The 19,160-nt window shown below is 27.8% G+C and carries 17 protein-coding genes; 3 read left to right on the top strand and 14 right to left on the bottom strand.

Annotation, left to right across the window (positions count from 1 at the left end):
* Positions 1 to 19: 19 nt before the first annotated feature.
* The 8 genes from B2W91_RS04580 to B2W91_RS04545 form a co-directional block, all read right to left on the bottom strand.
* Positions 20 to 388 carry a TIGR04086 family membrane protein gene (locus tag B2W91_RS04580; RefSeq protein ID WP_291579101.1) on the bottom strand — a complete coding sequence of 123 codons (369 nt, stop codon included), beginning with the start codon at positions 386 to 388 and terminating at the stop codon, positions 20 to 22.
* A gap of 54 nt (positions 389 to 442) precedes the next feature.
* Entirely contained in the window at positions 443 to 733 is a 291-nt protein-coding gene (gene yajC, locus B2W91_RS04575) for a preprotein translocase subunit YajC (protein WP_291579100.1), read from the bottom strand.
* 56 nt (positions 734 to 789) lie between these two features.
* A complete protein-coding gene (tgt, locus tag B2W91_RS04570) occupies positions 790 to 1,920 on the bottom strand; it encodes a tRNA guanosine(34) transglycosylase Tgt (protein ID WP_291579099.1) in 1,131 nt (376 codons plus the stop codon).
* A 194-nt stretch (positions 1,921 to 2,114) separates the two neighbouring features.
* Entirely contained in the window at positions 2,115 to 3,140 is a 1,026-nt protein-coding gene (gene queA / locus B2W91_RS04565) for a tRNA preQ1(34) S-adenosylmethionine ribosyltransferase-isomerase QueA (RefSeq protein ID WP_291579098.1), read from the bottom strand.
* Between the two features lie 80 nt (positions 3,141 to 3,220).
* Positions 3,221 to 4,225, bottom strand: a complete 1,005-nt coding sequence (ruvB, locus tag B2W91_RS04560; RefSeq protein ID WP_291579097.1) for a Holliday junction branch migration DNA helicase RuvB — start codon at positions 4,223 to 4,225, stop codon at positions 3,221 to 3,223.
* A 34-nt stretch (positions 4,226 to 4,259) separates the two neighbouring features.
* Positions 4,260 to 4,853 carry a Holliday junction branch migration protein RuvA gene (gene ruvA / locus B2W91_RS04555; RefSeq protein WP_291579096.1) on the bottom strand — a complete coding sequence of 198 codons (594 nt, stop codon included), beginning with the start codon at positions 4,851 to 4,853 and terminating at the stop codon, positions 4,260 to 4,262.
* A gap of 255 nt (positions 4,854 to 5,108) precedes the next feature.
* Positions 5,109 to 5,744 (bottom strand): hypothetical protein, encoded by a 636-nt coding sequence (locus B2W91_RS04550; protein WP_291579095.1) that lies wholly within the window; start codon positions 5,742 to 5,744, stop codon positions 5,109 to 5,111.
* Positions 5,745 to 5,831: 87 nt separating this feature from the next.
* Positions 5,832 to 7,601, bottom strand: coding sequence for a M3 family oligoendopeptidase (locus tag B2W91_RS04545; protein WP_291579094.1), 1,770 nt, complete (start codon positions 7,599 to 7,601; stop codon positions 5,832 to 5,834).
* Between the two features lie 225 nt (positions 7,602 to 7,826).
* On the opposite strand from B2W91_RS04545, the gene B2W91_RS04540 reads away from it, so the two are divergent.
* The 3 genes from B2W91_RS04540 to B2W91_RS04530 all read left to right on the top strand — a co-directional run bounded on the left by B2W91_RS04540 (position 7,827) and on the right by B2W91_RS04530 (position 11,692).
* Positions 7,827 to 9,122: an ATP-binding protein gene (locus B2W91_RS04540; protein ID WP_291579093.1), complete on the top strand. Its 1,296-nt coding sequence runs from the start codon at positions 7,827 to 7,829 to the stop codon at positions 9,120 to 9,122.
* Between the two features lie 2 nt (positions 9,123 to 9,124).
* Positions 9,125 to 9,964: a response regulator gene (locus B2W91_RS04535; RefSeq protein ID WP_291579092.1), complete on the top strand. Its 840-nt coding sequence runs from the start codon at positions 9,125 to 9,127 to the stop codon at positions 9,962 to 9,964.
* A 699-nt stretch (positions 9,965 to 10,663) separates the two neighbouring features.
* A complete protein-coding gene (locus B2W91_RS04530; RefSeq protein ID WP_291579091.1) occupies positions 10,664 to 11,692 on the top strand; it encodes a PTS sugar transporter subunit IIC in 1,029 nt (342 codons plus the stop codon).
* A gap of 329 nt (positions 11,693 to 12,021) precedes the next feature.
* On the opposite strand, the gene B2W91_RS04525 is transcribed toward B2W91_RS04530, so the two are convergent.
* The 6 genes from B2W91_RS04525 to B2W91_RS04500 form a co-directional block, all read right to left on the bottom strand.
* Positions 12,022 to 12,429, bottom strand: coding sequence for a DUF3785 family protein (locus tag B2W91_RS04525; protein ID WP_291579090.1), 408 nt, complete (start codon positions 12,427 to 12,429; stop codon positions 12,022 to 12,024).
* A 454-nt stretch (positions 12,430 to 12,883) separates the two neighbouring features.
* Positions 12,884 to 14,215 carry a hypothetical protein gene (locus B2W91_RS04520; RefSeq protein ID WP_291579089.1) on the bottom strand — a complete coding sequence of 444 codons (1,332 nt, stop codon included), beginning with the start codon at positions 14,213 to 14,215 and terminating at the stop codon, positions 12,884 to 12,886.
* 91 nt (positions 14,216 to 14,306) lie between these two features.
* Positions 14,307 to 15,713, bottom strand: coding sequence for a sensor histidine kinase (locus B2W91_RS04515; RefSeq protein ID WP_291579088.1), 1,407 nt, complete (start codon positions 15,711 to 15,713; stop codon positions 14,307 to 14,309).
* 4 nt (positions 15,714 to 15,717) lie between these two features.
* Entirely contained in the window at positions 15,718 to 16,419 is a 702-nt protein-coding gene (locus B2W91_RS04510) for a response regulator transcription factor (RefSeq protein ID WP_291579087.1), read from the bottom strand.
* Between the two features lie 629 nt (positions 16,420 to 17,048).
* On the bottom strand, positions 17,049 to 17,609 hold the full coding sequence (locus tag B2W91_RS04505) for a hypothetical protein (RefSeq protein WP_291579086.1): 561 nt from the start codon (positions 17,607 to 17,609) through the stop codon (positions 17,049 to 17,051).
* A 565-nt stretch (positions 17,610 to 18,174) separates the two neighbouring features.
* Positions 18,175 to 18,915, bottom strand: a complete 741-nt coding sequence (locus B2W91_RS04500) for a YebC/PmpR family DNA-binding transcriptional regulator (protein ID WP_291579085.1) — start codon at positions 18,913 to 18,915, stop codon at positions 18,175 to 18,177.
* Between the last annotated feature and the right edge of the window lie 245 nt (positions 18,916 to 19,160).

The raw sequence follows: 19,160 nt of genomic DNA, 5'->3' as shown, positions 1-19,160 counted from the left end.
TATTATATCTATATAAATTTTATAGATTTACAGCTATCATTCCAGAAAGGGCACCAACAATTAGTGCTAGAGCTAATCTTACAAATTCTTTTATACCAAAAGCAAACCCTCTACCACATATTATGCCAATTATAAAAATCGCTAACATGTAAAAAAGAGCAACTAAAATACCCATTAACCATCCATTATGGCCTGCTTTCATAGTAGCATATATAGTACCATAAAGAATACTTAATGTTGTTAACACCACAAAAAATACCGATGTTACCACAGTATTGACAGAAATAAAACTAGCAATTAGTGAATAAATCACTAAACAAAACATAGTTAAAATAAAGGCCCTTAATACTCCATGCCCTATACAAGAATATTTTATTTTTTTTAACATTTATAATACCCCCCATCTATTTAATACATATTAACAGATGGGAGAAATTATTCATTAATCTTCTTTAGTTAAAGCTACTTCTGCTGCTTTAATAAGGTTATTTATTCCTTGCTTTGCTATTTTAATTCTAGCTCTATCAGGACCACTTTCTAAAATAATGTAATCATCTTGTATATTAACAATTCTACCCATTATTCCGCCCTTAGTCATTATTTCATCATTCATCTTTAAAGTAGTTAACATCTCTTCATATTTTTTTCTTCTTTTCTTTTCTGGTACAAAAACCATGACATAAAATAATCCTAACATCGCTACTATAGGTAATAAACCAATTAATTGTTGCATAATCTCCCTCCTTTCAATACTAAATTATATCTAATATAAAATTTAACAGTGAATTATTATGCTTTTCCACCCCATTGAGATAATTTTTCCTCTTTAAATTCTTCAAAATAATCTCCATCAATGGCAGCTCTTATATCTTCCATAAGCTTGTTATAGAAATATAAATTATGTAATACACAAAGTCTCATTGCAAGCATTTCCTTAGCTTTAAATAAGTGTCTTATGTACGCTCTTGTATAAGATTTACATGCTGGACATTGACACCCTTCATCTATTGGATTATCATCAAGTTCAAACTTTGCATTCATAAGATTTATTTTACCATATTTGGTGAATACATGTCCATGCCTTCCATTTCTAGCTGGAAGCACACAATCAAAGAAATCTACTCCCCTTGAAACTGCTTCTAAAATATTACTTGGAAGTCCTACTCCCATTAAATAAATTGGCTTATCTTCTGGAAGATGTGGGACAACTGCATCAATTATCCTATACATTTCCTCATGAGTTTCCCCTACTGCAAGGCCTCCGATAGCATAGCCATCTAAATCCATTTTAGAAATAGTTTTAGCATGTTCTATTCTTATATCTTCATAAACTCCACCTTGATTTATTCCAAATAACATCTGCTTTTTATTTATAGTATCTGGAAGTGAGTTTAATCTATCCATTTCTTTTTTACATCTTTCAAGCCATCTTGTTGTTCTTGCCACGGATTTTTCAACATACTCCCTTGAAGATGGATTAGGAATGCACTCATCAAAAGCCATTGCTATAGTTGAAGCTAAATTGCTTTGAATCTGCATACTTTCCTCAGGTCCCATAAATATTTTTTTACCATCTATATGTGAGTTAAAATAAACTCCTTCTTCTTGTATTTTTCTCATACTTGATAATGAGAAAACTTGAAATCCACCTGAATCTGTTAATATTGGTCTATCCCAATTCATAAACTTATGTAATCCACCCATTTTTCTTACTACTTCATCGCTAGGTCGCAAATGTAGATGATATGTATTTGAAAGTTCAACTTGACATCCTATTTCTTTTAAATCCATTGATGATACTGCACCCTTAATAGCTGCAAGTGTACCAACATTCATAAATACAGGAGTTTGAACCACGCCATGAGGTGTAGTAAACTCTCCTCTTCTCACATTTCCACTTTTCTTTAACAATTTATACATAACTAAAAATCTTCCTCCTAATTAGTTAAAACATCTGAAATAAAATAACTATTCAAAGATGCTATATCTATTTTGTATCAGACAAAGAAATAGGTTTCAACCATACTTTAAACTATGAGTAATTTTTATTAATCCAGTATGATAGAAAATAGACTAATACCTGATTAGTTATTTTTGAAGATGCCTAAAGTTATTTAGTGTAAAAACATTGCATCTCCAAAACTGAAAAATCTATATTTATTCTCTACTGCTATTTTATAAGCATTCATCACAATATCTCTATTTGAAAAAGCACTAATTAACATTATAAGTGTTGATTCTGGAAGATGAAAGTTTGTTATAAGTGCATCTACAATTTTAAATTTATATCCTGGATATATAAATATACTTGTATATCCTGATGCTTCTTTTACCCTTCCATTCTCATCACTAACACTTTCTAAGGTTCTGTTAGAAGTAGTTCCTACTGCTATTACTCTCTTTCCTGATTCCTTTGTGGCATTTATAATATCAGCAGTTTCTTTAGAAAGATAATAATACTCTGAATGCATTTCATGTTCTTCTATATTTTCCGCTTTAACCGGTCTAAATGTGCCTAATCCTACATGTAAAGTAATAAATACAACTTTAACTCCCTTGCTTTTTATTTGCTCTAAGAGTTCTTCTGTAAAATGAAGTCCTGCTGTAGGTGCTGCAGCGGATCCAACCTCTTTTGAATAAACTGTTTGATATCTTTCCCTATCTTCAAGTTTTTCTGTTATATATGGTGGAAGTGGCATTTCCCCTAACATATCTAAAACTTCTTCAAAAATTCCATCATACTCAAAGCGAACTTTTCTATTACCATTCTCTAATACTTCAATTATTTCAGCTTTAAGTTCACCATTACCAAAAATAAATCTTGAACCTAATTTCGCTCTTTTTCCTGGCTTAACTAGTGTTTCCCATATATCTTTTTCTAATCTTCTTAAAAGAAGAAATTCCATTTTAGCACCCGTTTCTTCTTTTATTCCATGCAATCTGGCTGGTAATACCCTGGTATCATTTAAAACTAGAGTATCTCCTTCTTCAAAATAATCTATAATATCTTTAAACTTTTTATGCTCTATTTCTCCACTAATTTTGTTTACCGCCATAAGTTTAGATTCATCTCTTTTTCCAAGTGGCACTTGAGCTATAAGCTCTTGGGGTAAATCAAAATAAAAATCTTTAACCTTCAAATTTTACACCTTCTTAAATTTAAAATAAATTTATTCCACAGGTAAATTATTGTACCATTATATGAATAATATAACAAATACTATTTTTTCTCTGGCATTTTTCTTCCTAAATGATTATAGGCTTTAGCTGAAGCCATTCTTCCTCTAGGGGTTCTAATTATAAATCCTTTTTGAATTAAATAAGGTTCATAGACATCTTCAACAGAACCAAGTTCTTCTCCAATATAATAAGCTAAAGTCTCAATTCCTACTGGCCCCCCATTAAAATTATCTATAATTGCTTCTAAAATTTTATTATCTATTTTATCGAAGCCTTCACAATCAATTTCCAAAAGCTCAGATGCCCCTTTTACAGTACTAAAATCTATGACTCCGTTCCCCTTTACTAGGCAATAATCTCTTACTCTTTTTAGAAGTCTATTTGCTATTCTTGGAGTACCTCTTGATCTTCTAGCAATTTCTATAGCTGCATTTTCTTCAATAGGAACATTTAAAATATTAGAAGAACGAACGACTATTTCTTTAAGCTCCTCCTCATTATAGTATTCCATAGGAGAAAGCACTCCAAATCTATCTCTAAGAGGAGCAGTTAGAAGACCTACTCTTGTAGTTGCACCTATCAATGTAAATTTAGGTAAATCCAATCTAATAGATTTAGCAGAAGCTCCTTTTCCTATAACTATATCTAAGGAGTAATCTTCCATAGCAGGGTATAAAATTTCCTCTACTGCCCTATTTAATCTGTGTATTTCATCTATAAATAACACATCAAAATTAGAAAGACCAGTGAGTATGGCAGCTAGATCTCCTGCCCTTTCAATAGCCGGTCCTGAAGTTACCTTTAAATTTCCTCCCATTTCTTTTGCTATAATATTAGCTAAAGTAGTCTTCCCAAGTCCTGGTGGTCCATATAATAGTACATGATCTAATGGTTCTTCTCTCATCTTAGCTGCTTTTAGAAATATATCTAATCTTTCTTTAACCTTTGATTGTCCTATATATTCTTTTAATCGCTGAGGTCTTAGGGAATATTCAACATCTAAATCTTCTTCTCTTAGCTGAGAAGTAATTACTCTATCTTCCAAAAGAAGTTCACTCCTTTAAACTTTCCATAGGTAGTTAAGACATTAAGTGTCTTAAACATCTCTTAATCATCTCTTCAACAGTTCCATCTTTACCAACAGCTTTAACTGCTTTTTCAGCTTCTTTTTCTGAATATCCTAAAGCTATTAATGCACCAAATACTTCATTTACTACTGAATCCATCTCTATTATAGTTTCATGATCTACATCATCTTCCATCATATCTTCTAAATGAATTTTATCCTTAAGCTCCAATATAATTCTTTGTGCTATTTTCTTCCCTACTCCTGGTGCTTTTGTTAAGGTCTTTTCATCTCCTGTTAAAATCGCATATTTTAAATTTCTAACAGTACATATAGATAAAAGAGAGAGAGTTGCTTTTGCACCTACTCCATTAATAGTTAATAACAAATTGAACATTGCTAATTCATCTTTCGTTATAAAGCCATAAAGTCCAATAAAATCTTCTCTTACAATTTGCTGAACATAAAGTAAAACTTCTGAATCAGTAGGTGGCATTTGAGACATTGTATTTCCTGAAGTAAATATTTTGTAGCCAATATTGCTATTATCTACAACTACATAATCCTTATTTATCCCAATAAATCTACCTTTTATATATTCATACAAAATAATCACCCTCCTACTCCAATTTACAACTACATATTACTTTACCATCTTACCTTATACAATTCAACAAGAAACCACATTGAATTCACAATGCTATACAATTGAAAATTAAGAATTGTTGATGCTTTTCTTCTATAAATAGAAGTTTTAAATGTTAAATTAAAATACTTAAAATTTAGTTTAAAATCTAAAAAGTCTTAAGAATCTTTTATTCTTAAGACTTTTTGAATCTTTATTTAAATTTTAAAATAGAATTTATGAACTACATAATGCTTGTGCATATTCTATTGCTTCCTCTTTAGTTTTAAATTGATATTCTTTTTTACCTTTATATAAAGATTCCATGAGATTTCCTTTGTCCTTTATATAATCTAAAGTTATTGCTTTATCTTCTTCACTTCTTACATTTTTAATTAAAGGTTCCTCAATAGCTATATTTTCGTCCTGTTTTTTATTATATATAACTACATTATTTTCTCCTATACCTATAAAATAACTATTAGCTTCATAGTTATATCCTTCAATCTCTTTTACAAAAATTATTTGATCCTTTGTAAATTTTTCTAGCTTATATCCATAACCTTTATAAATTTCCTCTAGCTCTGGCTCTTTTAATCCATTAAGTTTATCTTTATCTCTTTCTACCATTTCATTCATTTGAGTATCTTCTATAAAATCTTTACAATTATTATATTTAATAAAAAATTCTATTTTATTCTTTGAATTAAACTTTAATGGCTTGGAGTTTGTAGAGCTTGCCTCCTTAGCTAAAGAATAAACATTTTCTTTACTCAATATATTAGTATATATAAAATAACTTGATAAAAAGATTATTATACCACCAAGAATATATGTTAATATTTTTTTATTTGTTAAAAACTTTTTGAACATAAAATAAATCCCTCCTTATTGAGGGATTTTATCCATAATTGGCTTATTTATACATATAAGCTCCAATAATTTGTAATTTTTTCGATTTTATTTGCTTAATTCTATGAATTTTTCAATATCTTCTTCAACAACTTTTAATGAACTTCTCCAAAAATCTATAGAGTGTATGTCTATATTCATCAATTTAGTAAGCTCAGCTATATCCATTTTTCCTGTTAAACTCAACAATTTATCATAATCTTTTACAAATTCTTCTCCTCTTTTTAGATAATCTGCATATAATCCTTTAGCAAATAATAATCCAAAAGCATATGGGAAATTGTAAAAACTTAAACCGCCACTATAATAGTGTCCCTTACATAACCACATATATGGATGTAAATATTCTTTATCTAATCCATCACCATAAGCTTCAAGTTGAGCATTAATCATAAGCTCCTTTAGTTCATTACTGCTTAAAGAACTTTCTTCTCTTTTATTGAATAAATTAGTTTCAAATATATATCTGCTTAATATATCTACAATAACTTGAGTGCTGTCACTAATTTCTGTTTCTAAGATTGAAAAAGCTTCTTCTTTACTAGCAGTTTTAATAGCAGCCTTTTTAATTATTGTTTCACAAAATGTTGATGCTGTCTCTGCTATAGGCATAGGATATTCACTATTTAATATACTTTCTTCTTTTAAGCACTCTCCATGGTAGCCATGTCCTAGCTCATGGGCAAGAGTAACCACATCACTAAAAGTATTTCCATAGTTAAGCATTAATCTGCTTTCTCCCAGCATATGAAGTCCAGCGCAGAAAGCACCTCCAACTTTACCTTCTCTTGGATAAACATCTATCCAATCGTTATCAAAAGCCTTCCTTGCAAAGTCTGCTAATTTGTCGCTGAAAGTTCTAAAGTTATCTTCAACAAATGTTTTGCCCTTCTCATATTCAAATTTCATATCTACATTTCCCATAGGAGCAAATAATTCATAAAATGGCAATCCATTTTTATATCCTAAAATTTCAGCTTTTCTCCTTAGATATTTTCTAAATACAGGTAAACTTTCTTTCATTGCTGAAATCATTGCATCTAAGGTCTCCTTGTCCATTCTTGAACTAAACAGGGTTTCTTCTAGTGGAGAGCTGAATCCTCTTAATTTACGAACAGTTATAACTTCACCTTTTATTCCATTTAATGATGCCGCTACTGCATCCTCTATTTTTTCATAACTTTTAATTTCTGCTTCATAGGCTTTTTTTCTTATTTCTTTATCTTTATCATAAGCTAAATTTCTAACTACGGATAATGGTAATTGTTTTATTTCCCCGTCCTCTTCAATATCAACTTTTAAATTTGAAACTAAAAGTTCCATCATTTTTTCCCAAGCTGAAGATCCGCTATTGCTCATTTTAGCAATAATCGCTTCTTCCTTCTCACTTAGTAAGTATTTACTTGTTTTAGCTATTTCATTTAAATGATACTCATGTTCTTTTAACAATTGAGATTCTTCAATTATTTCTTCCAAATTTTCTATTGAACCTATAAACTTGTTTATTTTAGCAATAGGTGCAGCTATTTCACTATATTTATTTTCAATTATATTCAAACTTTTTAAAGCAATTTCATTTTTAGTATCTACACTCATAATAAGTGAAGTATAACTAAATAGTTTATCAAATAAAATTGTTATATCTTTATAAAGTGAAATATACTCTTCTAAGGTAACCTTTAAATCACTGGCGCCATCTAATTGCTCTCCAAATTTATTAAGAGAAATAATACAATCTTCTAATTTAGTCATATCTTCTTTAAAACTGGTACTCTCAAAAGAATTATACAATTCTTTTAAACTCCATCTACATTCCATTTTCTCTCCTCCTTCAATTAAATAAATTACAAATTTTAATTTTTTATTAATTTATCCTCTAATTACTACATCCACATAAGAAATTCCTTTTATTTATAATGAATTTATATAAAACATATAGAAAATATAAATATATAAATTACTTATAATTTAAAATTCAAAATAAATTTTATGTTAAAATTAGCATAAATGCATTTCTAAAATAAAATTGGAAAGGATAAAATCATGTATATTAATGATCTTACAAACAATAAAACGGAAAAACTGAAAAAAAGCATTATTGCCTCTACTTTTGTATCTATTACAGCACAAATGCATATAAACTTGTTATTAACTAACTTTAAGATATCTATAGCAATTATTTTATTTTCTATCTTGTTATATATCTTTGAAGATTTAAATATCATAATAACTACTATTCTTTCTGCATTTGGTGTTTATTTTTTAAGAGTACTTGTACATTTTCTTAATACTGGGATTTATCAAGATATTCTGTATGCATATTTTCCTGAAGTATTTTTTTATCTTTCTTATGGTATACTTTTTAGTCTTTATAAGAAATTTAACTCTAAGCTTAAAATTAAGAAAATTTTTATAAATTTTGTAATCATTGATTATTTAGCTAACTTAGTTGAGATAACCATAAGATTAGGTTCTGGTATTTTTAATCTTAAGATTCAACAAGGTATTTTTTTTGTAGCTATAATACGTTCTTTTCTAATTTGGGCCTTATTAACTTGTTTAGATTACTATGGAATATTTCTTTTAAAAAACGAACATGAACAAAGATATAAAAAACTCTTATGGGTCACTTCTAAACTTAGAACAGAGATATTTTGGATGGAGAAAAATATGTACCATATCGAAAACACCATGACCACTTCCTATAAGCTTTTTGAAAAAATAACCGATAATGAGGATAGTGAAACTTGGGCAGATTCAGCTCTTACAATAGCTAAAGATATACATGAAATAAAGAAAGAATATTCTTTAGTGGTAAGAGGTGTTAAAGAGGCATTAGAAGATAAATTAAATGATACTGGTATTTATTTTAAAGATATTATGAAGATATTAAAAGAAAGTATGGAGAAAGAAGTAAAGTTCTTAGATAAAGACATTAAACTCTATTTTTATTTTGAAAGAGATTTCTTTACTAAAAAGCATTATTATCTTATGTCCATATTTAGAAATATAATCATGAATGCTATTGAAGCTATTAAAGACAAAGATAAGGAGAGCTCAATATGGTTTAAACATACTGAAAATGAAGAGCACCATATATTTAAAATAAAAGATACTGGCTCTGGTATAAAAGATGAACATCTTGGTTTAATATTTTCTCCTGGCTTTTCTACTAAAATAAACTATTCTACTGGTGAAATTAATAGAGGTCTTGGCTTAAGTTTAGTAAAAGATATCATAACAAACCCATTGCAAGGAGAAATTGAAGTAAATTCTACAATTGAAAAAGGAACTACTTTTATCATACGAATTCCTAAAAATGTATTGGAGGAAATTTAATTATGCGATTCTTTTTAATTGATGATGATATTAGTATAATTAATATATTAAAACTTATCATTGAAGATAGAAACCTTGGAAAGGTTATTGGCTATGCAACTAATGGTATTGATGGCTTTGAAGATATAAAAGATTTAAAGCCTGATGTAGTAATTGTAGATTTGCTTATGCCCTATAAAGATGGTATTACTATAGTGAAATCTTGTAAAGAAGCTAATTTGAAAATTAATTTTATAATGCTATCTCAAGTTACTTCAAAGGATATGATAGCAAAAGCCTATGAAAATGGAATTGAGTTTTACATTCAAAAACCTGTAAATGCTATAGAAGTTGAAAATGTAATTAAAAAAGTAATAGAAAATATAAATATGAATAGAACCTTAGGTAAGATTCAAAATTTATTTGCAAGCGAAACATCTCTAAATATAGAAGCCCCTAAAAAAGATAATACTTACATAAATAAACTAAAAAATATACTTCAAAAGCTTGGTATCATGGGTGAACTTGGCAGTAAAGATATAATTTTAATTATAGAATATTTAAAGAAATATAATGAAACTATATCAGATTATACTTTAAGAGAGCTTTGTAGCAAATTTACTGATAATCCTAAATCTATGGAACAACGGATTAGACGTGCAGCTACTGTTGGGATGATAAATATAGCAAATTTAGGTTTAGAGGACTATATGAATGAAACATTCATTGAATATTCCAACGGATTATACAATTTTGAACAAATAAAAAAAGAAATGGATTGTATCAGAGGTAAAACTAACATCCACGGAAAAATAAATATAAAGAAATTTATAAACGGTATAATTTTTTATAGTGAAAGATAATATGGATACTTATCTCTATATAGCAGAAAATTGATAATTACAATTAGCATTTCTATTAATTAAGAATTAATAATGAAGAATGAAGAATTGCGGAAACTTCTCCTTTATAGGAGAAGCTTAAAATTAATTTTTATAGAAGTTACACGTAACTTCTATAAAAACTAGCAGTATAACTGCTAGTAGAAAAAATTAGTTAAAGAAATTAGTTTGATTAAAACTAATTTCAACCATAATTCTTCATCCTTAATACTTAATTATCAATTTCTATAGGTTATTTAATCTCAATAGTTGATTAATAAAAAGGCTATGAGCTTATAAATTTAAGTTCATGGTCTTTTTATTATTTATTTATTAACGAATTTTATATATTGATATTTTTTGAATTGTATTAATATTTTAAAAACTTTTTCTTACTTAATAATATTTTTTGTAGTATTATGAGTTTTTTTGTAACTACTAAGTATAATATATTTAAATCAAATGATGAAGAAGTTTTCTATAGAAATTTTAAATAATTATAAACATTTTACTATATTGTATGCTTTATGCATTGACTTTACTTGATATTTTTTTAACTTAAATTCAGTTAAATTTTCAGATTATTTTAAATAGAGTAACTTTTTACTTTTTAGTTAAATTCGTCCATGTTTAATAAATTTAAACTTATGAGATTAAAATGAATTTATAAGGAGGGCATTTATGCTTACAATTATTAAAGGAATAGGATTGTTAATTTTTACTTTAGCTTTATTTTCATTATTTAGCTTAAAGATGCCTAAAGGTCAAAAAGCTATGTCTGGACTAGCTAATGCAGCAGTAGCGACTTTTTTAGTAGAAGCTATTCATAAATATATTAGTGGTGACTTATTAAATATTAGTTTCTTATCAACAGTTGGTTCCTCTTCAGGAAGTATGGGAGGAGTTGCAGCAGCTATATTAGTTGGCATTAGCATGGGTATTAATCCTATATATGCTGTAGTTGCCGGAGTAGCTGTGTCTGGATACGGAATATTACCAGGATTTATTGCAGGATATATAGTAGGACTGATTGCTCCATATATAGAGAAAAATTTGCCAGAAGGTTTAGATGTTATAGTTGGAGCATTACTAATAGCTCCACTAGCTAGAGGTATTGCTTTAGGTGTAGATCCTATAGTTAATGCAACTTTAATCAATATAGGGCAAATGATTTCTGTAGCAGCAGAGCAATCTCCTTATTTAATGGGATTCCTATTAGGTGGAATTATGAAAATGATTTGTACATCTCCATTAAGTTCAATGGCATTAACTGCTATGCTTGGTCTTAAAGGCTTAGCGATGGGTATTGCATCTATTGCCTGTGTAGGTGGTTCATTTACAAATGGAGTTATTTTCCATAAATTAAAATTAGGAGATAAAAGTAATGTTGTTGCTGTAATGCTAGAGCCTTTAACTCAAGCACATATCGTAACTGCCAATGCTGTACCAATATACGTTTCTAACTTTTTTGGTGGTGGACTTTCAGGATTAGCAGCTGCACATTTTAAAATTATAAATAATGCTCCAGGAACAGCTTCTCCTATTCCTGGATTATTAGCACCTTTTGGTTTTAACAATCCTATAAATGTAGTTTTAGCAGTAGTTCTTAGTGTTTTAGGTGGATTATTGGCTGGTGAAATTGGAGGTAGAGTATTTAAAAAGAAAGCTAAAGTTCCCCAAAATGATGATACTATAAATGAGGTTGCATAAACTTTATATGATTAAAGATTTATAATAAAAATTTTAAAGACTTCTCTTTTGTAGTAGAAGTCTTTAATTTTATATAATTAAAGATTATCTTTACCACAACAATAATAGCAATTCCATATATGCAAGTGAAAATTAGCGAACACTGTTTCTCCCTACAAAATATCACCTATTATTAAAAATGAAAAATGAAGAATTAAGGTTAAAACTCCAATGCCTTTGAAGTTTTTTAAGAAATTCACTAAAAGTGAATTTCATTCTTAATTCTTCATTCTTAAATATTAATTCTTAATTTTTATATTAGATGCCTATAACACTTATGTAATATTTTTTTACATATCACATTGCTCTATTTCTACCATCCACGCTCCACATTCTTTACATACAATTATACTTACTATAAAATCATTGTCTATAATCTTTCTCTTATGTAAATCAGTGTATATACCTTCTTCATAGTCCTTTGAAATAGTACTTATAATATATTTATTATTTTTAGTAAATAAGAAGAAGTGATATTCTAGAAAATCATAATGTTTTCTACCTTCTCCCTTACCAGCCTCACATACATCACAACGTCCATCAAAATATTCTAAATCAAAGCCAACTTTATCACTGTTATTTAAAAGTTCTATAAGAGTTTCATACTCAAAACCTTCAATTTCTTCCTCATAAATATATTCAAGATTATCTTCTCTTAGCTCATATTCTCTATTTTCAAAATTAAATTTATATTTCATTGTAAACCACCTCATATAATATATTAAGTATATTATATATTTTTGTCTATAATCATTTATTAAATTCTCAATTTATGTGCATTTATATAAATTGTATGCTAAAGGTTGTAAACAATTCTATACAAAGAAAAACTATGATAAAATCACAGTAATATAATATATTAAATAAATAATAAAAATTTAAAGAAGGAATAGTACTATCTTCTACTATTTAATAAGCCAAAATAATCATTTTATAAAACAAATAAAAATACTATAAGAAAAAGACCTATTAATATTGCTAATGATATCGCAGTAATTTTCCAGCTTCCAGCTGTGATAAATTTATTAGGATCATATCAACTCTTTCTACATTGATCTTTATTCTTTGATGCTTTATTAAAAGAATTTAATGGCATACTATTTCCTCCTCATGATTTATCTAATTTATTTACCTTCACATAACTTTTAAATGCTAATAAGCAAGCTTAGTATAATTATTAACTTTCCATTGATTGTTTTCTTGTGATAAACATATAGATTTTGATATCTCTTTTACTTCATCTTTATTATCACTATTTTTTTTCCAAAATGTAATTTTATAAGTGTAAGTTACATAACCAGCATTTTTTTCTGTTTTCTCTAAAATAATATTATATACACTTAAAGTTTCTTTCTTAGAGATATATTCACTTAATCTATTTATATATTTCATATCATTTATTAATGCAAGCCGTGCATCACTAGTCATACAAGATGCTAGTGAATCTTCAAGCAATTTAGCGACTTCTTTTTTATTCTTGCTGTTATTCCCCAAATTTTTCATTAAATTATATTCTTTTTCTCCTACAGTATAAAATTCATCTATAAATTCTCTAGCTGCCTTATCTATTTTATCATGTTCATTTTCAATAGTTACTACATATGTCCTTCTCTCATAGTTATAACCTGAAGTCAATTTTGAAGGTATTGATATTATAGCTGTTTTTTCATCATAATAATCCCAGCTTGTAAAAAACACACCTATAAGATTTTTCCCTTTTATAATACCTTTTCCATCCTTAATATAGTCAAAAATTAGTGGAGCTATATTTTCTTCAATTATTGCAGAATTTTTAATTTTTCCCTCACTAAAAGTTCCTCCATAAATATTTACATTACCGGTACTATCTTTAAGTTGGTAATAAATTATTTTATTTTCATGTGGAGATAAGCTATATATTGGTATCCACATACCCTTTTCATTTCTCCCGCCTGCTATTAGTTTATTTATTGAATTTTTGGAAGCATTATAATAGAATACTCCTATACTTTCATTATAAATCCCCCTAAAAATAATATTACCATCCTTTAACGCATTGAAATTGCATATAAAATCCTCTTTTTTAGGTAGTGTAATTACAGATTCAACTTCTTTCATATTATCGGTTTTTACCTTATAAATACCTTCCTTATCTGACGTTGCATTAAAATAAATGCTTTTTCTATCATCACTTTGTGTTTGAAGATTATATGGCCCTTCTTTACCTTCCATATTTAACACATCTAATTTTTCGCCGAAAAGTTTTAATTTCACATTATCTCCATCTCTTTCTAAGACTTCTAGTGCGGCACTAGATGTTGGTTGATAGGTTTCTTCATAAAATTCTCCCTCTAATAATTTTTTGGTTATTTCTAGCTTAGAATCTTCTTTAGAAGCTTGCGATAGATTTTCCTCTAAAATTACTGCATTATCTTTTAGATGTGTACCACATCCACTAAGAAACACTACAATTGTACTTAGTAATATTGTGATTCTTTTTTTCATTTTTAAATCCCCCCCAAAATTTCAACACTTCTTATATAAATTTTAGCCTGTATATATTGCCATAGTTTATCTACTTATTGCCAAAGTATTGCTAATTTAAAGGGATTTTAAATTTTACTAGCTTAAATTCATTATTTATATCCTCTATATTAAACATACCTTTGTGAAGTTCTATTATATTTTTACATATACAAAGTCCTAGTCCCCTACTCCCATCTTCTTTTTCTTCATTATCTGTAAGTTTATTTTTAATATCAATTTCACAGTAATCCTCCATAATATTGGCCTTTACCTCTATAGTACTATTAGACTTACCATATTTTATACTATTATCTAAAAGATTTATTATAACTTGTTTTAATTTACTTTCATCTCCGCATATATATATATTATCCTGTACATGATCCTCTATATCCATATTATATCTATTTGCTTTAAAACTCATATGATAACACAAATCCTCTAACAGCTTAGAAAAATCAAATCTTTCAACTTCTATCTTTTTATGATCAAAAGAATCTAACTTTGATATTTCTAAAAGTTCTATGACCATTTTTTCTAATCTACTACTTTCATCCTTCATATGTTTTATTGCCTTTTTTGAAAATTCTTCATCATTAAACTCATCTTCACTAAGGATTTCTGCATATCCTGATATGGTAGTAAGAGGAGTTTTTAATTCATGAGTTACATTATCAAAAAATTTTTTTCTATATACTTGAATTTCCTTTAAGGTTTCTATTTGACTTTTTATTTTTTTCTTCATATTTATAAAATCTTCAGAGAGCTTGCCTATTTCATCTTGGGATTTTATAAGGATTTCTATATCATAGTTTCCTTTAGCAACTTCCCTAGATGCCTCACTTAATTTCATAATTGGATTAGTTATTTTAAAGGATAAAAGATAAGAAAAAATGAAAATTATTACAAATGTTATTACCACAATTATTCTTACTATGTTTAAAAGATTATTATTTCCTTCATATAAATAGGTATAATCCTTACTAAATCGTACTATTCCTAAAAATTCTTTATTAATGTACAATGGATAAGATAGATTTACAATGGTTTTGTTTTCTATATTATTTACTAAAAAAGATAGCTTGTCTTGCTTTGCCATATTTAAATCTTCATTACTTCCTAAAATTACATCCTCCTTAAAATTAGGAAAAACAGTAACATCTTCACCACCATAAGAACTATTTAGTATATTACCATCTTTATCATATAATGAAACATTACAATTATTTTTATCACTAAGTTCTATTATTATATCCGTTGTATTATCTTTAAAACCTCTTTCACTTATTTCTATAGAATTCAAAATAAAATACTGCTCTATATAACTTTGAGAGTTTTGATAAAAAGTTCTCATCTCTTTACTTAAGATTACTTTATTGTTTTTTTCTATATTTTGATTTATAAAGAAATCTAATATAGAAAAGGCTATTGAAAATATAGCTAAAAATCCTATTAAAAATTTATATTTTAATTTCATAACCTTACCTCATCTTGTACCCAACTCCAAATATAGTTTCTATAATAGAAGGACTATTTTTATCATCCAACTTTTTTCTAAGCCTTTGAACATGGACATCAACAGTACGAATATCTCCATCATAATCCATAGTCCAAACACTATCTAAAAGAGTTTCTCTTGAAAAAACCCTTCTTTTATTCTCGCTAAATAATAACAATAAATCATATTCTCTTGGTTTTAATTTAATTTCTTCACCATTCTTCTTTACCATTCTACTCTTAGGTATAATTACAATATTTTCCGATACTATGATGTTCTTCTCCTCATATTTTTCTATATAGTTATTATTAAAGTTCTCCATTCTTCTTAATGCTACCTTAACTCTTGCTACTACTTCCCTAATGTTAAAAGGTTTTGTTATATAATCATCAGCTCCCATTTCAAGGCCTAGGACCTTGTCCATAATATCGTCTCTTGCGGTAACCATTAGAATAGGAATCTTATATTTTACTGTTATTATCTTGCAAATTTCAAAACCATCAATATCTGGCAGCATAAGATCTAATATTATTAAATTTGGTTTAAAACTTTCTACTAAAGCTATACCTTCCCTTCCATTCAACCCATATGCGACTTCCATTCCTTCTTTTCTAAAGGAATAGCACATTATATCAATAATTGATTTCTCATCCTCTATAATTAAAATTTTATTGTTATTAACCATGTCCCCACCCCATAAATATTATTGGGCATCTGAGAGAAAAAAATAAATCAAAGATGTTAGTATATTTTAGGCATATGAAATAAAATAACTGGTTAAAGATGCGAAATATATTTTGCATCAGACAAGGAGACAGGTTTTCATGATAGCCTAGCTATCATGAAGTTCTAACGACGCAGTATGATACAAAATAGATGAGCATACTGACTAGTTATTTTTTGAATATGCTTCATATCAGACAAGGTGTCAGGTTCTGCTCATAGTGGAGCTATGGGCTGGTTCTGACAACGTAGTAGGATGTAAAATAGACTAACATACTGGTTTATTATTTTTTTGAAGATGCTTAATCCTAATTTTACAATAAAGTTATTGCCAAAGTGTATACTTGCTGAGTTTAATAATAAACTCAGCAAGTAACTACTTAATTTATCCAATGCTCTTTTAAAAACCTTCTCTTTAGTGCCACCTATATCATATTAGCTAATATAATTATTAACACTCTTTCTGTTTTAAAAAGTAAAAAAGATTAGATTAACTAATCTTTTTTACTCTTCTCTAATTATTCTTTTCCCTAGTTACTTACCTTTTCTATTCTATTCTATGCACTTTCATCACTGCTAATATTACTCTCATCATTTTTTGTATTGGTCATTTCTTGTTTTTCTAAGACTAACTAATGATTTCTCCTTATTAATAATTAATTCCAAAAAAACTTCATATGCATCTGAATCAAATCTTAAATATGTAATTTCATTTTTATTATCAATTACTTCCATAGCAGTTTCTCTATTGTCAACAACCTCTCTATCTTTTCCTTTTGCATACACATCCCCTATTCTAGTAAAAAAATTAATGTTTTTAGTTGGTATTTTTATCTTTATATATTGTTTCATTTCAATATTTTCTGGGCTAACATTTCCAAAAAAGCATAATTCCTTACCATCTAACCACACCTGAAAATCTCTATTTTTTATTACTTCATTTCCATATTTAAAATTAATAATATGTAGCTTAAAAGTTTCTTCAGGAATTTTATAAGTCTCCTTAACTTCCTTTTCTTCAATAACACTTTTCTTCTCTGGTTTAAATATAAAATAAATTAAAGCTACCACTATAGCAATAGAAGGTATAGGGTATTCAACTATAAGTCCTATTACCAGTAAGATAAAAACTCCTTTAATATAACATCCCATTTTTAAAATCTCCATCACAATTATTATTGATATTTTTATAAAAATTCATATAATCTATAACTTGTCTCTTAATTTCATAATTTTTAACTATCTTTAAATTCTTTCTAACTTTAATGCGACATCTCTTTTGGCTTACTTTATTGAATAAACTATCATAATAATTGGACAACTCTTCTGAAGATTTTTTATTTCCTCTAATAATGTAGTATATTCTAGTTCCTTATCCTATAGTTCTTCCCTAAAATTTTTAGATTTAGTTTTTCAACTATATTAAATAAAAGTTAACATTAAAATCAAAAAAGTAATAATAATCTTTTCATTTCTCTCTCAAGCTCTAAATTACTATATTGAATCTATCATATATTTACAATGATTTCAATAGTTTCATAATTTAACAAATACTATTCTATAGAATATTTTTTATTTATATATCACACTCAAACCCCTTCACAATCTCTTTAAATAAAATCAAAAACCACCTTCAATATAGATTTTTAGTAAATAATCTATATTGAAGGTGGTTCTAAAATTTTTATAAATTAATTAATTTATAATTTTTTTGAAATTACTCTTCAAATCCTTCTGGGAATTCTACATTATGATACACGTTTTGAACGTCGTCATCATCTTCTAATGCATCTAACATTTTTTGTATTTTACCTGCTGTTTCCATGTCTACTTGTGAGTTAGTGTCAGCAACTAATTTAACTTCTGCTTCTAAGAATTCTACTCCATTTCCTTCAAGTGATTCTCTCACTGATCCAAAGTCTTCTGGTGTAGTAGTTACTATATAAACTTCATCTTCAGAAGCGAAATCTTCTGCACCTGCATCTAGAGCCATCATCATTAATTCATCTTCATCAAGGTCATCATTTTTTTCTATAACAATTTCACCTTTCTTTTGGAACATGAAGCCCACGCAACCTGTTGAACCCATATTTCCGCCATGTTTTGAAAAGGCATGTCTTACATTTCCTGCAGTTCTATTTTTATTATCTGTTAGTGATTCAACAATTACTGCAACTCCGCCTGCCCCGTATCCTTCATAGGTAATTTCTTCGTAGCTAACACCTTCAAGTTCTCCTGCTGCTTTTTTAATTGCTCTAGTTATTGTATCTAGTGGCATATTAGCAGCCTTTGCTTTAGCAATTACATCTCTTAATTTACCATTTGTTTCTGGATTTGAACCACCATTTTTGGCAGCTACCATTAACTCTTTACCTATTTTAGTAAATATTTTACCTCTTTTAGCATCTACTTTTCCCTTTTTTGCTTGTATATTATGCCATTTTGAATGTCCTGACATTTAGTTCCACTCTCCTAACTTTATATGTAAGGCATCTGAAATAAAATAACTGGTCAGTATACTAGTTATAAAGATGCCTAAATAATGTTTTTGCATTGTATAACTTTAAAATACTCCTTAAACATTATAACATAGTGATATATCTTCTGTGAAGGTCACCTAACTAAAGTCATGTGCTTCTAAGATTAATCTTAGATTTCCCACATCATCCACCAGGCAGTCTACTATAGGGATACAATGTGAAA

Origin of the sequence: Clostridium sp. UBA6640, from assembly GCF_002455975.1 — a bacterium.
Classification (GTDB): domain Bacteria; phylum Bacillota; class Clostridia; order Clostridiales; family Clostridiaceae; genus Clostridium_J.
The sequence above is the reverse complement of the archived record's forward strand: the minus strand, read 5'-3'. Positions and strand labels throughout refer to the sequence as shown.